The organism is Halobacillus sp. B29, assembly GCF_052246755.1.
Classification (GTDB): domain Bacteria; phylum Bacillota; class Bacilli; order Bacillales; family Halobacillaceae; genus Halobacillus; species Halobacillus halophilus.
The window spans coordinates 125,096-138,837 of sequence record NZ_JBQQCM010000001.1 but is presented as its reverse complement, the minus strand read 5'-3'; the positions used below and the strand labels follow the sequence as shown (position 1 = coordinate 138,837).

General features: G+C 42.7%; 14 protein-coding genes and 1 pseudogene. 5 read left to right on the top strand and 10 right to left on the bottom strand.

Features of this window, described 5'->3' with window-relative positions; translation table 11 throughout:
* Nucleotides 1-579: 579 nt before the first annotated feature.
* On the bottom strand, nt 580-1,650 hold the full coding sequence (locus ACTWP7_RS00635) for an AI-2E family transporter (protein ID WP_443121595.1): 1,071 nt from the start codon (nt 1,648-1,650) through the stop codon (nt 580-582).
* A 439-nt stretch (nt 1,651-2,089) separates the two neighbouring features.
* Between ACTWP7_RS00635 and ACTWP7_RS00630 the strand changes: the two genes are divergently transcribed.
* Both ACTWP7_RS00630 and ACTWP7_RS00625 read left to right on the top strand, forming a co-directional pair.
* Complete coding sequence (locus ACTWP7_RS00630) at nt 2,090-2,251, top strand: Fur-regulated basic protein FbpA (protein WP_145955983.1); 162 nt, start codon at nt 2,090-2,092, stop codon at nt 2,249-2,251.
* Between the two features lie 48 nt (nt 2,252-2,299).
* Nucleotides 2,300-2,602 (top strand): MerR family transcriptional regulator, encoded by a 303-nt coding sequence (locus tag ACTWP7_RS00625; RefSeq protein ID WP_443121594.1) that lies wholly within the window; start codon nt 2,300-2,302, stop codon nt 2,600-2,602.
* Nucleotides 2,603-2,815: 213 nt separating this feature from the next.
* On the opposite strand, the gene ACTWP7_RS00620 is transcribed toward ACTWP7_RS00625, so the two are convergent.
* Nucleotides 2,816-3,238: a DUF1801 domain-containing protein gene (locus tag ACTWP7_RS00620; protein WP_443121593.1), complete on the bottom strand. Its 423-nt coding sequence runs from the start codon at nt 3,236-3,238 to the stop codon at nt 2,816-2,818.
* Nucleotides 3,239-3,419: 181 nt separating this feature from the next.
* On the opposite strand from ACTWP7_RS00620, the gene ACTWP7_RS00615 reads away from it, so the two are divergent.
* A complete protein-coding gene (locus ACTWP7_RS00615; RefSeq protein ID WP_443121592.1) occupies nt 3,420-4,223 on the top strand; it encodes an alpha/beta hydrolase family protein in 804 nt (267 codons plus the stop codon).
* A 91-nt stretch (nt 4,224-4,314) separates the two neighbouring features.
* On the opposite strand, the gene ACTWP7_RS00610 is transcribed toward ACTWP7_RS00615, so the two are convergent.
* The 8 genes and pseudogenes from ACTWP7_RS00610 to nagE form a co-directional block, all read right to left on the bottom strand.
* Nucleotides 4,315-4,950, bottom strand: a complete 636-nt coding sequence (locus ACTWP7_RS00610) for an NAD(P)-dependent oxidoreductase (RefSeq protein WP_443121591.1) — start codon at nt 4,948-4,950, stop codon at nt 4,315-4,317.
* Nucleotides 4,947-5,810, bottom strand: a complete 864-nt coding sequence (locus ACTWP7_RS00605) for an SDR family oxidoreductase (protein ID WP_443121590.1) — start codon at nt 5,808-5,810, stop codon at nt 4,947-4,949. The genes ACTWP7_RS00610 and ACTWP7_RS00605 overlap by 4 nt, the downstream gene beginning before the upstream one ends.
* Nucleotides 5,811-5,847: 37 nt before the next feature.
* Nucleotides 5,848-6,414 (bottom strand): TetR/AcrR family transcriptional regulator, encoded by a 567-nt coding sequence (locus ACTWP7_RS00600; RefSeq protein ID WP_443121589.1) that lies wholly within the window; start codon nt 6,412-6,414, stop codon nt 5,848-5,850.
* Nucleotides 6,415-6,560: 146 nt separating this feature from the next.
* Nucleotides 6,561-7,283, bottom strand: a complete 723-nt coding sequence (locus ACTWP7_RS00595) for a sugar isomerase domain-containing protein (protein ID WP_443121588.1) — start codon at nt 7,281-7,283, stop codon at nt 6,561-6,563.
* A 13-nt stretch (nt 7,284-7,296) separates the two neighbouring features.
* The gene (phnF, locus tag ACTWP7_RS00590; protein ID WP_443121587.1) at nt 7,297-8,022 is read right to left on the bottom strand and encodes a phosphonate metabolism transcriptional regulator PhnF; all 726 of its coding nucleotides are present in this window, start codon (nt 8,020-8,022) and stop codon (nt 7,297-7,299) included.
* 4 nt (nt 8,023-8,026) lie between these two features.
* Nucleotides 8,027-8,773, bottom strand: a complete 747-nt coding sequence (gene nagB / locus ACTWP7_RS00585) for a glucosamine-6-phosphate deaminase (RefSeq protein ID WP_443121586.1) — start codon at nt 8,771-8,773, stop codon at nt 8,027-8,029.
* 2 nt (nt 8,774-8,775) lie between these two features.
* Nucleotides 8,776-9,954: an N-acetylglucosamine-6-phosphate deacetylase gene (gene nagA / locus ACTWP7_RS00580; RefSeq protein ID WP_443121585.1), complete on the bottom strand. Its 1,179-nt coding sequence runs from the start codon at nt 9,952-9,954 to the stop codon at nt 8,776-8,778.
* Nucleotides 9,955-10,183: 229 nt separating this feature from the next.
* Nucleotides 10,184-11,593 (bottom strand): annotated as a pseudogene (gene nagE, locus ACTWP7_RS00575) (N-acetylglucosamine-specific PTS transporter subunit IIBC); the annotation flags it as partial.
* 232 nt (nt 11,594-11,825) lie between these two features.
* Between nagE and ACTWP7_RS00570 the strand changes: the two are divergent.
* Together ACTWP7_RS00570 and ACTWP7_RS00565 are read left to right on the top strand one after the other, a co-directional pair.
* Nucleotides 11,826-12,776: a nuclease-related domain-containing protein gene (locus ACTWP7_RS00570; RefSeq protein WP_443121584.1), complete on the top strand. Its 951-nt coding sequence runs from the start codon at nt 11,826-11,828 to the stop codon at nt 12,774-12,776.
* A gap of 171 nt (nt 12,777-12,947) precedes the next feature.
* Entirely contained in the window at nt 12,948-13,718 is a 771-nt protein-coding gene (locus ACTWP7_RS00565; RefSeq protein WP_443121583.1) for an SDR family NAD(P)-dependent oxidoreductase, read from the top strand.
* Nucleotides 13,719-13,742 lie beyond the last annotated feature (24 nt).

The window sequence follows — 13,742 nt, the reverse complement described above, 5'->3', positions numbered from 1 at the left end:
TCCAGCACCTAGCGACTAGTGAGACTTCCCTCACTTCTGTACGATAAGTCAACATCGAATCGCTACGCTCTTCGTGTTTCCTTTATCTCCGCCAGCTCAGTCCAGTTCATACGACGCTGACCAAGGTGCTTCCGCTTTTAACCGGGGAGTCTCGCCATCTCCCCACCAACCCAACTATAATACTGCGAACGGACCTTCTAGTACAGAAAGGTTCTCCTTCTTAATCTTTAAGAAATGCTTTTGTGACAGACTATTGCGGGTCTTTACATCCTGAGAATAGGTAGAAAACCACATGGTCTAAGGCCTCATCACGCAGGTGATGTTTAATGTGGTTTCGAGATTCTGATTTAGTAAGGCCCGGAGGGGGACGATGAAGACTCCTGTGGGATAAACATGATCGGTGAGACCCCGGGGAAAGCGAAGCTTGAGGAGGCTCAGCACATGCCCACGGAAAGCGGAATCGCCCCCCCCGCAGGACCTTCATGGCAAACCAATATCTCGAAACTGAGTCTTCCACAATCCGGCCCTTTAACTTAATAAGTCTTTTATGAAAAAATCAACCACAAACTTTAATAGAGCCTATGCTTTAAGTCCTGTGTCCACTTTATAGAACTTATAGAGATCTTTTATTACAACTTTAACCACTGAGTACAACGGAACAGCGATCAGCATTCCTATAAACCCATACAACGGAGCAGCTACAACCAGCAGCAGAATAATCGTTAAAGGATGGATATGAAGCCGGCTGCCAAGTACGACAGGGGCTACAAGATTTCCTTCAAGCTGCTGAACGATAATTAATGTGAGAATAACATATATGGCCATCTGTGGATCCTGCATAAGAGCAACAACAATCGCCGGAATCGCACCAATTATCGGACCGATAAAAGGTACAATGGCTGTTACAGTTACAAAAATACCCAGTATAAGGGCATAGTCTAGTCCAATGATCAAATATCCAATGTAAGAGAGAATGCCATCCACCAGGGCTACAGTCACTTGTCCTATAATGTAAGCGGCAAGTGTCCGGTCCACGTCCCTTAGCAGACCCTTCCCTTCTTTTTGATGTCCTTTCGGAAGTCTGTTTCCAATAAACGGGATTAATTTATGCCCATCCTTTAATAGAAAGAACAGAACGAAAGGTACAATAATTAAAACGGTAGCCGCCCCAGCAAATGCTGATACAATACCCGTGATATTATCCAGGATCCCCTGAATCATATCTCCAAAGAATTGATTAGCTTTATGGGTAAGGGACTGACCGGAAAGCATCCCCATATCATTCTCCTGAATCTTTTGTTCAGCTTCTTTCGCAGCGCTTTTCATCTTGTCAGGCAATTGAGAGATGTTGTTTACTTGTTTTTTTATCGTTCCCGCAAGCAAAACATAAGCCGCATAAAGAATTCCGGCTATCCCTGCAAAAATCGTAAGAATAGACACGGGCCGAGGGAAAAACTTACTCTTTGATAATAACTCTACCAGCGGCCGTATCAGATAAAACAAAAATCCTGCAATTAAAAATGGGTAGAAAAGGGTTCCGATCACGGTTCGGATCGGTTTAAAGAATTCTAACAAATTCAAAAAGAAAATACATATTAACACTAGTATAATAGCGGTTAAATATTTGAAAAAAGGATGTTTAATCCACATAGGCACTCTCCTAACATTTTACTACTATATCTTCTTTTAACACATTCACTAATTTAAGCCGAGATAAACAGCTAAATTTAAAAAAAGAACCCTATTTTTTTAAGATTCTTATCAGACATTACGTTTTTCTACTAAAAAGCTTCAAAACTTACATGAGAATTTTTAAATAGAACCTTCTTTATTAAAACTCCACAAAGAGATTCATCTCAATCAGGTGGACACACGGTACCTTTGCCAATATTTAAATATGTTAGATTTGATAACATACAAGATATTGTATGTTAGGTTTTCTTACATATCGAGTGACAAATAGGTATGGATGTTTTATCCTAAGGATAATTCACGAAAAGAAAACGGCATCGATCTTCAACTATTTGCTTTTTCTTTTCAACCGTAAAGCTTTAAAAAAATTCCAAATCTGAATGTTGAGGTGGGCCTTATGAAAAATCATTTACGTGATGCAGTAGAAACCATGAAAGAGCATTATATCCAGAGGTTAATTAATTCAGGTGTGGTTCAGTCTACGGATGAGGCTTTACAAACGTTGACATTAACTCAACTGGAAGCGTTAGTAAAACGCCTCGATCAGCCACGTCCCTGAATTCACACCAGGAGACCTTTGTTTAGAAACGTTCAAGGAGGAGAAAAGATGTCTTCTTACAAGGATAAAAAAGTAATCTCTATAGGGACGGTGAATGAATTAACGGGCTTATCCCTCCGGCAGATACGATACTACGAGGAACGAGAGTTAATCTTCCCTGAAAGAACTAAAAGAGGTACTAGAAAGTATTCTTTTGCTGATGTGGAAGTTCTGCTTCAAATTGCAGACAAGCGCGAAGAAGGCGTTCAAACGTATGAGATTAGAAAAGATATGCTGCGGTCCGGTGACAAGGAAAAGGCAATTGAGCGTATGCTGCGGGGGCAGATTAACGCTCATTTCAAAATGAAATAATCTTTAATAAAGCGAGATAATCCTTGGATGCTCCTCCAAGGATTATCTCGTTATTTTTCGGCTTCACCACTCTCAAAATCTCTCATTAAAGAAAACTTCCTCATAGATAATCTACGCATTCTTTCTAAAATATCGATCCTTTTATATTAAATAATTACCAGGAAATACCGTCAACTGTGACATTAAACCTCCCACCTGATACTGGAAGAACTTTCATTCATTAGAGTAAAGGCTTTGCAGGTGTGTGATCGAAGCACGAATCAACTCTTTTAAAACTTCCTCGTTTATGTCTTCCACTTTATTAATATACACACAGGCTTTCCCGGTCGTATGCTTGCCAAATTTCTTTAACAGTTCTTCCCGGCGGGGCTCTCCCGGCGAAAAGTATAAACTGATTTTCGCCTTACGAGGGGAAAATCCTACAAGCGGAGCATCACCTTCATGACCAGAGGCGTATTTGTAATGATAAGACCCAAACCCAATAATACTACTCCCCCACATCTTCGCTTCATACCCAGTGGTTTCCGTAAAAATATCCAGGAGACGGTAAGCATCTTCACGTTTTTTAGGCTTCTCTATAGTTTCAATAAACGCTAGCACACTTTCATCATTTTCCTTGGTTTTTAATTCATACATCTTTTTTCTCTCCTTCCATTCGATTACGTTCATTTTATCATAGCCCATGATATTCTATCTTTCACGGAAATCTCCTTTTATAAAACTTTTGTAGTTTAAAACTGGATAAAATAAAATACTAATAGATCATGAATGTTTCTCTCGTTTATGTTAGAGCAGTCCAATTAAAAGGAGTGTAACTATGGAAAGAATAGCTTATGGAACAAATGAAAACCAGTTTGGGGAATTGCGCCTTCCAGAAGGAGAAGGGCCACACCCAGTGGCTGTAGTCATCCACGGTGGTTTTTGGAAAAAGCATTTCGGTCTTGAAATCGTGAATGATATCGCTGAAAGTTTAACTTCACGCGGTTTTGCCACATGGAACATTGAATATCGACGAGTAGGACAGGAGGGTGGAGCATGGCCAGGAACTCTTAAGGACGCCGCAGAAGCCTGCGACTACCTGTCTCAGCTATCCGACACTTATTCTCTTGATCTTACAAAAGTGATAACCATTGGTCATTCAGCAGGAGGGCACCTGGCCCTTTGGCTAGCCGGTAGACATCATCTTCCTGAAGATAGCGAGCTTGTTACAAGCACTTCTCCCCTTCCGATTGCTGCCTCTGTAAGTTTAGCAGGAGTAAACGACTTACGCCGTATGTATGAGGTTCATCATAGAAGGGACACTGCCCTTTCCCTGCAGCCATCTAATCCAACAGCGGAACTGCTTAGGGGCTCTCCCGATGAATACCCTAAACGATATAGGGAAGCCAATCCTGTAGAACTTTTGCCCCTTCATGTACCTCAAGTCATTGTACATGGTTCTATGGACATTAATGTTCCCGTAGGTATTAGTGATCACTACTACCAGATGGCGGAGAATTTGGGAGACTTTATTAAGTACGTAGAACTTCCTGAAGATGAACACTTTATGCTTACGGATACTTCCTCTCAAGCATGGGAGACGATTTTGGAAGAAATGGATTTACTTAAGAAGCATGTGTAATAGAATTTTGAAAATCCGCCTCAGAAAAAGGCGGATTTTCTATGGACTCGTTCAGATCAAAGCACCAATTCTATAATAGTAATCCGTTTACCTATTTGGAACCAATCAGCGGATACTCTTTAATATACTGAGAATTTTCCAGTTCTTCCAGCATGAAATGGGCTACATCCTCCCGGGAAATCATCGGCTTAGTAAATTTAAAATAACCCGTTTGATACTGTTTAGTGAACTCTCCTTCCGTCAGCCTTGGCGCTCTGACAATGGTCCAATCTAAGTCTGTTTGAGCCAGGTAATTCTTTTGGTTCACAGAATCCTGCCATAAATCTCTCGCCATCCACTTTAAGGCTGTGCCAAACAGCCGGCTCATGGCTCCCTGCTTCACATCCTGTTCCACAGCTACTCCGGCCCCTGTTAAGGTTATGATCCGGTTAACGCTATGTGCCTGCATGGCTCTTGCTATATTGGCCGCTGACTGAGTGAGCAGATCTTTAGGATTATTTTTAGTGTGGCCCAGAACACTCAAAACTGCATCCTGCCCCGCGGCAGCTCGCTCTACATCTTCGTAAGTAAGAACACTTCCTTCCAGGATACGAAGATTTTCCGCATGAGGTATAACCAGCTTGTGCTTTCCTCTTACAAAAGCTGTTACTTCGTGGCCTCTTTCAAGAGCCTGTCTGACTAAGGGATGGCCAGTACGGCCGCTCGCTCCAAAAATGATAACTTTCATGAATGTTCCTCCTTCGTAATCCATTCGGATTGATAATCCATGATATATCGATGTAAAGAGGCAGGTTGCTCGTGGGTTACTTTTTCATAATCGCGTTTAATTCCTCCCGCAAGTCCTAATTTAGTCGGAGCGTGCACACCAACAACTACGTTCACAAACTTTTCATCCACGCCGCGGCTCAGCATCGTCTTCTTAAATTGTTTAACTGTAGGGTTCTCATAATGAATCGGGATCTTCAGTATTTGAGTCATTTGGGAAGCGACTTCAAAAAAATCAAAAGACTCAGTTCCAGTAACCACATATTTTTGAAAGCGATGTTCATCAGAATCTTTAAGGGAAATAGCGGCTATATGAGCCACATCCCGCGCATCTACAAAACTGGTTTTTCCTTTTCCGGCAGGTACAAAGATCCGGTGATTTTCCCTGAGTTCAGTTCGAAGAAAATCGTTAAGATTCTGCATAAAATATCCGGCTCGAACAAACGTGTAAGGAATACCAGATTTCTTGATCGTCTTTTCATTTTTATAATGAGGAACAAAAGGCATGTACTGGACGTCCTTTAAAGAAAGATAGACGATATGCTGAATATGATTCAGGCGTGCCGCTTCTACAAACTGTTCAAATTGGATGCCTTCTCCAGGAGGATACATAAGAAATACACGATCTATTCCACTAAGGGCCCTTTCAAAGGTTTTGGGCTTTGATAAATCGAGCTCTACAAAATCAAATTCATCGCCATATCGTTTTTTAGCTTTTTCTACGTCTCTTACGGCACATTGAATAGGTAACTGGAAGGTTTTCAGCTTCTTAGCTACTTCATGCCCTACCTTTCCTGTAAAACCTGTTACTAAAATGGTCATACTTTCCACGCCCTTCTATCAAGTAAAGGTGTTCTCCTTACTTCAGCAGCATAGGTATCTGATCTGCCACTAACCGTAACGGGAACTTACTTTTTGTAGTGAACGACACTAGAAAAGCTCCTTCAATCATAGAGTTAATCAAAACCCCCAGTTCCTCTGCTCTTTTTTCGGCATAACCTTTGTCCTTTAGCTTCCTTGTAAACGCTTGTTGGAACTGTTCATATGCGGCATGACAAGCCTGCCTGATCGGCTCGCTTGCGTATGTGGTTTCAAGAGCAACAGCGGCAACAGGGACACCGCTCGTTTCTCCATCCTTCACGGCTTGATCCGCCAAATCGTTAATCAGGTGCTGAATTGCTTTAATAGGATCCTCCTGTTTTTCAAGCCCCCTTTCAATCCTATCCGTTACTTTAGCTGCGGTAAGATGAACAGCTTCAATCGCCAGCTGTTCTTTTCCATTTGGAAAATAATAATACAACGATCCTTTCGGCGCACCGCTCTCTTTGGTAATCTGATTCAAACCGGTGCCGTGATAACCTTGAGTCTGGAATAACCTTGAAGCTGTTTGAACTAACTTAGTCCGGGAATTTTCTTTCTTATTCATAAATGTACCACCTTTTAATTATACCAATCGGTCTATATATATTTATTATAACTCTTTTTATTTTTTTAGCCAGTAAAAAAACCCCTGCCTGTTATCAGCAAAGGTTTCTGTAAACAATATTGCGCGTGGAGAACATGGATACATGGTTAAAAACTTATGCGGTCCTTATACGTTTCCACAAGTTCAGAATTATGTTCTTGTACGCCTTCTAAGTTGCCGCTCAGAAAGATGGGCGGGGTTTCTCCAAGATCTCTGTAACTAAGAATTACTTGGGCTAACAAGCTCTGTAGTAAAGCGGTTCCGATGACGGAAGACATGGGTGCAAATGCCTGAGACACGCCTTCAGCTTCCTGTGAAGTGTCTCCTGCCCGTATTTGAGTATCCACGACTTCCTCAACGACTTCTTCCAGTCGTTTACCTGACGGATGTCGGGAAGGGAAGTTATCTGCGTAATCCATGGACAACATGCCGATCACATAAGCCCCTTTTTCACGTGCATAAATAGCAGCATCAATGGGGGCTGGGTTACGTCCAGATGTTGAGATAACAAGAAAGACATCTCCTTCACGAATATCCTCTTTTTCTAAATAACTCTGGATAAAGCCTGGCTGCTTCTCATATTGACTGGATTTCACTGCTCCTTCATGAAGCATTAGCGGCTCCACTAAAATTGGACGAACCGGCACCAGACCACCCGCTCTATAATAAGGTTCCTGCGCGATGAGGCTGGAGTGGCCGCAGCCAAACACATGAATAACTCCTTTATCCTTCAGACGGTGAGCGATCTCTCTACTAATGGAGTTCAGTTGTTCGCCTGTGTCTCTCTCCAACCGTTCCAATCGTTCCGCTGCTTGTAATAAATAACTCATAGCTAGCCTCTCCTTAACCGCGGGTAATATCACTTGAGAATTTATAACGGTCCGCACGATAGGATGATTTAACTACCTCAAATGGCGTCCCATCTTCAAGAAAGCTGTGTCTTTCTATATGAAGAACAGCAGAGCCAAGAGGGATTTCAAGTAGGGATGATTGATCTTCGTTGGCAATGGTTGCTTCAATGATTTGGCTGGCTTTTCCTATTTTCTGTCGTTTGTTTTTCTCTACATAATCATAGAGAGAGCCCCGTACATCTTCTGTACTCAGATTAGGAAACATAGCCACGGGCAGGAAGTTGGTTTCAATAGCCATAGGCTTTTGATCGGCAAATCGTATTCTTTGCAGACGATAAATCTCTGCATCCTCTTCGATTTCCAGTTTGCGGGAAATTTCTCCGCTTGCCGTCACTTTCTCAAAATCCAGCAGCTTACTGCTGGCTGTCATCCCTCGTGTTTTCATGTCCTCTGTAAAGCTCGTTAAACCTTTCAGAGACTGTTCGATTTTGTTCTCAGCTATAAATGTTCCTCTGCCTTTCTCTCTGTAAAGAACTCCTTCATTAACCAGATTGGTAATCGCTTGTCTGACCGTCATTCGGCTGACAGCGTAGTTTTCTGACAGAATACGTTCAGATGGAATCATATCGTTTGGCTGATACTCCCCATCCGATATCCTCTGTTTAATACTCTCTTCAATTTGGTAATAAATCGGAAGCGGCGACTTTTTATCAATCATGACTCTATTCGTCTCCTCTCAGGTACTCTACCTTTTTATAAGCTTCTTTATCTACAAGTAACGTAACATCCTCGTGGTAGCAAAGGGCAGACGCTGGCATATCTTCACTAGGCGGCTCTTTTAATAAACTACTTATAGCTTCCGCTTTATTTTCTCCAGAAGCAAGCAGAAGAATTTTTTTGCTTTTTAAAATGGACTGGATGCCCATGGTGATGGCTTTTCTGGGAACATTTTCGAGGGATTCAAAAAATCTGGCATTGGCTTTTCTTGTGGATTCAGCAAGTTTGATCATGTGGGTTTCACTTTTAAATGAGGTATGGGGTTCATTGAATCCAATGTGGCCATTCTCCCCGATTCCTAAAATCTGTAGATCAGGCGGTCCGATCTGGTCAATCAATTGTTCATAACGTCTGCACTCGTCTTCCAAATCTTCGGCCAACCCATTAGGAATATACGTGCGGGCTGGATTGATATTAATCTTATCAAATAAATGCTTTTTCATAAAAAAATGGTAGCTTTGCGGATCTTTTTCTCCAAGACCCACATATTCATCTAAATTGATCGTGGAGATATGACGGTAATCCACTGATCTTCTCTTATACCCTTCTACCATTTCGTGATAGGTTTGAAGAGGCGTACTTCCTGTAGCAAGACCGAGAACAGCTGCAGGATTACGAGTTACCTCATCTTCTATCACCCCGCAGGCTTTCTGACTTAAAGATTGGTAGTCTTGAGAGACCCATATTTTCACAGTTAACTCTCCTCTCGTTGATAGGCTATCTCACCGTTACAAACGGTCATGACCACTTCCAGATTTTCGTCTAAAAGGACAAGGTCCGCATCTTTCCCTTTCTCAATTCTCCCTTTTCGTTCATCGAGTCCTAATTGTTCTGCTGCATTTAGAGAGGTAATCCGGACAAGGTCTTCCCACGGCAGTTCTGTATGCTCACGCATATTTTTCAAGGCTTTCTGCAGAGTCAATACACTGCCCGCGAGTGTCCCGTCGCCTAAGCGGGCCTCTCCACCTTTTACATCTACTAGCTGACCACCCAGGTCGTACGTCCCCTCCGTAAGGCACTTCGCTCTCATGGCATCCGTGATCAGAATGGTTCTCTCAGCTTTCGTATGCTCATAAGCCAATCGAACCGCTTCCGGTCTCGCATGAACATGATCTACAATCATTTCCACTTTCAACCGTTTGTTCAGCAAAGCAGCGCCGACCACACCTGGATCGCGGTGATGAAATCCGCTCATCTGGTTGTATAAATGAGTGACGTGACGGGCGCCAGCGTCCACCGCTTCTTCTACCTGATCGAACGTCGCTTCACTATGACCTATAGAGGCAATCACTCCCCGGCCCGTCAAGTGCTCAATAAACCTCAAGCCCCCGGGAACTTCAGGAGCTAAAGTAACTAAACGAATCTGGCCACCGCTTTCTTCCTGCCAACGATCAAACTGGTCGGTTGAAGGAGAAAGAATATGTTCATGCGGCTGAGCTCCTGCTTTATTTATCGATAGGAAAGGTCCTTCCAAATGAATGCCAAGTATCTCCGCCTGTCTGCTCGATTGTTCAGTGTTCATGTATTCTCTAATGTTGTTTAAGGCTCTGGTAATACTATCGCTGGACTGGGTCATGGTCGTCGCCAAAAAACTGGTGGTGCCTTCGGCCGGCAGAGTGCGCGCCATTCCTGTCAGTGCTTCGCTCGTACCGTCCATCACGTCGTGGCCGTCTGCTCCGTGGATATGCACATCTATAAATCCAGGCACGAGGGTCCACCTTTTCCCTTTACCATCGATAACTTTATCTGCACCACCTACCGGATGCTCAGTAACAGATCCAATCAAACCGCCCTTAAGTAATACCGAACCTGAGGGAATAACTTTATTATTACAAACGACAGTGACGTTTATTATTTCTACACTATCAGCCATGGACTCCTCACTCCTTCGTAAGACTTCAGGGGAGATTATATCCTCCCCCTTTATTCTGCCAAAAATCATGCATCATTTTGGTCCTTTTATTGTCTGCCGTCTCTTTGAAAAAGCCTAACTGGTACTTCTTCAAGCGGAAGAACAATTCCTTCAGATGCCATAACAAAATTATCTTTGTTAAACGCTCCATTTTTTATATGGTTTCAAGTACAGGAAGCTATTTATTACGATTATCGGTGTCCATTCTTTTTCGAATCGCCTCGGCTAGAAACTCAACAGACGTTCCTACAACCACTTGCAGATTTTGCCCGCCTACCTTCATCACTCCACGTGCTCCGGCTCGTTTCAAGGCATTTTCATCCACCTGCTCCCGGTCTACCATTTGTAAACGGAGGCGAGTGGTGCAATAATCCAGTGATTTAATGTTTTCTGCACCGCCGAGAGCTTTCAGATAGTCTGAAGCTTTACGGTCATCATCATTCTCAGATCCTTCAGAGGGTTGTCCGACTGCCTGGGTCTCTTCTACAAAGTCTTCATCCTCATCTTCACGTCCTGGCGTCTTCAAATCCAGTTTAACAATCAGAAAGTAGAAGACTAGGAAATAGATTAACCCAAGAACCAGACCGATTGGAAGCAGCAAAAGAGGATTCTGCGCAATACCAAAGTTTAAGGAATAGTCAATGAGCCCAGCTGAAAAACCAAAACCGTGGCGAATATCGAGCATATAAGCAGCAACCATCGATACTCCTGTCAAAAGAGAGTGAACGACATATAAGATTGGCGATAAGAACATAAATGAGAATTCAATAGGTTCTGTAACACCAGTCAGGAAAGATGTCAGGGCGATACTTAAAAACATTCCGCCTACCATCGATTTACGGTGCTTTTTCGCAGCCGCGTACATGCCAATACAAGCTGCTGGAAGACCTACCATCATGACAGGATAGAATCCGGCTAAAAAGTAGCCTGCATTTGGATCTCCATTTAAAAACCGATTAATTTCACCTTTCACCACTTTCCCGGACTCCATGGTAAAGGAGCCGAAATCAAACCATATAAGGGTATTCATCACGTGGTGCAGACCTACGGGGATGAGTAACCGGTTGAGTACTCCGTACACTCCTACTCCCAATTCTCCAGCATTTAATATCCAGTTGGCCGTAGCGTCAAGAACATATTGGGGATAAACCCATAAGTGCCCGAAGACAAAAGAAAGAGCAACCATAGTGAGAGAGGTAATGATTGGCACAAACCGCTTCCCTCCAAAGAAAGACAGGAACTCTGGAAATTTAATATCATAGAAGCGATTATATAGCATACCAGCAATTACTCCGGCTATTATTCCTGAAAACACCCCCATATCAATATCATTATTAATCTCCTTAATTCCTCCTTCCAGAACAAGAACTCCAATTGCTCCGGCCAGAGCTGCTCCTCCGCTTCCATCTTTAGCAAACCCCATCGCAATGCCTATGGCGAAAATAATGGAAAGGTTGGTAAGGATTCCATTTCCGGCTGCTGTCATAAATGGAATATTAAACAAATCCTCCATTCCTAATCGAACAAGTAACGCGGCAGCGGGCAGTGTAGCGATTGGAAACATTAACGACTTCCCAATTCGTTGTAGAAAACTTAACATGTTTCTTCCTCCTCTATATTCAAGTCGTCGATTTTGAAACCGCTTTATAATAAGAGAATAGCATTACGTTATATAGTTGTCTATACCAGTACAGATAATTTATGAAAATAGTTGATAAAATTGCAGAAATTCGATATAAAAAGTGGAAAAATTAGAAGTTTATATTACAGGAAGGAGTTTCCATAAACCTCATGGAATATAGAAATAATCATTTTGAATGGAGTTGATGTTTTTGTTCATTAAACATCTATCAAAACCTTATTATCTCGATCAATTGGAAGCTGCTTCCAGACGAATCGCGATGACTCATCATAAACATTCAGAAATCGAACATTGGCGCACAAAATTATTGTCCAATTACTATGGAGAGAAAAAGATTTTACCTGTATTGACTCATTTATCCTCCAAAGAATCCCGCATCTTGTTTGACCTTCGTCTCCCACTTCCTGATCACTCCTACTGTCAGATCGATGTGCTTATAGTCACGCGAAATTTCGCCCTTATTTTAGAAGTTAACCATTCTCCCTTACCAAACCTGGCAAAAGATTACCGATTCATGCATGTGAATGAACGGATAGAATCAAGGATGCCAGACCCGCTCTCTCAAGCAGAGCTTCAGGCGCATCAATTAACCTACTGGCTAACAATGGCCGGATTTCAAAGTATCCCGATCCATTATTTGGTCGTTTTAACCAGTCCTGCTTCCTTCATCCACCCTTCATATGGATCTAACAGTCAGGTTATACATTTAGACCAGTTGTTAGCAGCCTTCCAATCATTAGATCGGCTCTACGACTCTTCCACCTTGGAAGAATTCGATCTAAACCGACTATGTGATCTGCTGGTCATCGAACATACTCCTTATCAGCCATTTATCTTAGACCGGTTTCATCTTCATAAAACTGATATTCTTCAAGGCGTCATCTGTCCTGAATGTAGTAATCTTCCAATGAAGAGAGTTCACGGACGATGGTATTGTAAATCCTGTCACCATACATCAAGAAATGCTCATGTAGAGGCTTTAAAAGATTACCAGTTTCTTTTCGGCGAACGAATTACGAACCAGAGGGCATGCGCATTCCTTAAGCTTGACTCCAGTACGGCAGCACTTCAAATATTGAATGAAGTAGCCAGCGAAAAGTCAGGATTGAATAAAAACCTTTATTATGTATTCAATGAATAAGCATTAAAGTTGTTCTCCTCACCTTTTTATGCTCATTCATTAACCTCACGCCGAGAACCAGGCCCCCCACCCTACTGCGTTTAATTTATGGGATAAAGTGGAAGATTCTTTATGACAAACGATTTACTTCGTTTGCCTTTCTACAAACATGTCATAAGGAGAGGTTCTCACATGGGTCGTCTAGATGGACAAACCGCTGTCATTACTGGTGGAAGCGGCGGCATCGGAAAGACCACCGCACGCTTGTTTTTGCAAGAAGGAGCCAAAGTATCACTCGTGGATGTAGATGAAGAAGCTTTGAGTGATGCGAAATCTGAACTCGACGACTATGGTGAAGTGATGATGATTACCGCCGATGTCACGGAGGAAAAAGACGTACAAAATTATGTAGAAAAGACACTAGACCAATTTGAAACCATCGATATTTTCTTTAATAATGCAGGAATTGAAGGAGAAGTTCGCCCGATTATCGAGCAGCGGGTCGAGGATTTTGATAAAGTCATGAACGTAAACGTTCGCGGAGTTTTTCTAGGTTTGAAGCATGTGATGCCTGTCATGACTAAAAAGCAGGATGGCAGCATCATTAATATGTCATCGGTTGCCGGCTTAATGGGTTCTCCGGGAGTGGCGCCTTATGTGACTTCCAAGCATGGAGTGGTCGGATTGACCAAAGCTGCCGCTTTAGAAGCTGCACCTTACAGCGTGCGGGTTAATTCCGTTCACCCCTCTCCGGTTAACACCCGTATGATGCGTTCTCTTGAAAAAGGGTTCAGCCCTGACGATGCAGAAGCAGCTAAAGAAGAACAGACCAATGCGATTCCATTGAATCGTTATGGCGAAACGGAAGACATCGCAAAAGTCGTTCTTTTCCTTGCTTCTGACGATAGTCGATTTGTTACGGGCAGTCAGTACCGCGTGGATGGCGGCATGGGTGCCACTTGATCTTGATTAAAAGGAGCCTCAGGC

Excerpts from the sequence above, each read along its gene's own strand:
- ACTWP7_RS00635 (WP_443121595.1), bottom strand. The coding sequence starts at position 1,650 with ATGTGGATTAAACATCCTTTTTTCAAATATTTAACCGCTATTATACTA.
- ACTWP7_RS00630 (WP_145955983.1), top strand. The coding sequence starts at position 2,090 with ATGAAAAATCATTTACGTGATGCAGTAGAAACCATGAAAGAGCATTAT.
- ACTWP7_RS00625 (WP_443121594.1), top strand. The coding sequence starts at position 2,300 with ATGTCTTCTTACAAGGATAAAAAAGTAATCTCTATAGGGACGGTGAAT.
- ACTWP7_RS00620 (WP_443121593.1), bottom strand. The coding sequence starts at position 3,238 with ATGTATGAATTAAAAACCAAGGAAAATGATGAAAGTGTGCTAGCGTTT.
- ACTWP7_RS00615 (WP_443121592.1), top strand. The coding sequence starts at position 3,420 with ATGGAAAGAATAGCTTATGGAACAAATGAAAACCAGTTTGGGGAATTG.
- ACTWP7_RS00610 (WP_443121591.1), bottom strand. The coding sequence starts at position 4,950 with ATGAAAGTTATCATTTTTGGAGCGAGCGGCCGTACTGGCCATCCCTTA.
- ACTWP7_RS00605 (WP_443121590.1), bottom strand. The coding sequence starts at position 5,810 with ATGACCATTTTAGTAACAGGTTTTACAGGAAAGGTAGGGCATGAAGTA.
- ACTWP7_RS00600 (WP_443121589.1), bottom strand. The coding sequence starts at position 6,414 with ATGAATAAGAAAGAAAATTCCCGGACTAAGTTAGTTCAAACAGCTTCA.
- ACTWP7_RS00595 (WP_443121588.1), bottom strand. The coding sequence starts at position 7,283 with ATGAGTTATTTATTACAAGCAGCGGAACGATTGGAACGGTTGGAGAGA.
- phnF (WP_443121587.1), bottom strand. The coding sequence starts at position 8,022 with ATGATTGATAAAAAGTCGCCGCTTCCGATTTATTACCAAATTGAAGAG.
- nagA (WP_443121585.1), bottom strand. The coding sequence starts at position 9,954 with ATGGCTGATAGTGTAGAAATAATAAACGTCACTGTCGTTTGTAATAAT.
- ACTWP7_RS00565 (WP_443121583.1), top strand. The coding sequence starts at position 12,948 with ATGGGTCGTCTAGATGGACAAACCGCTGTCATTACTGGTGGAAGCGGC.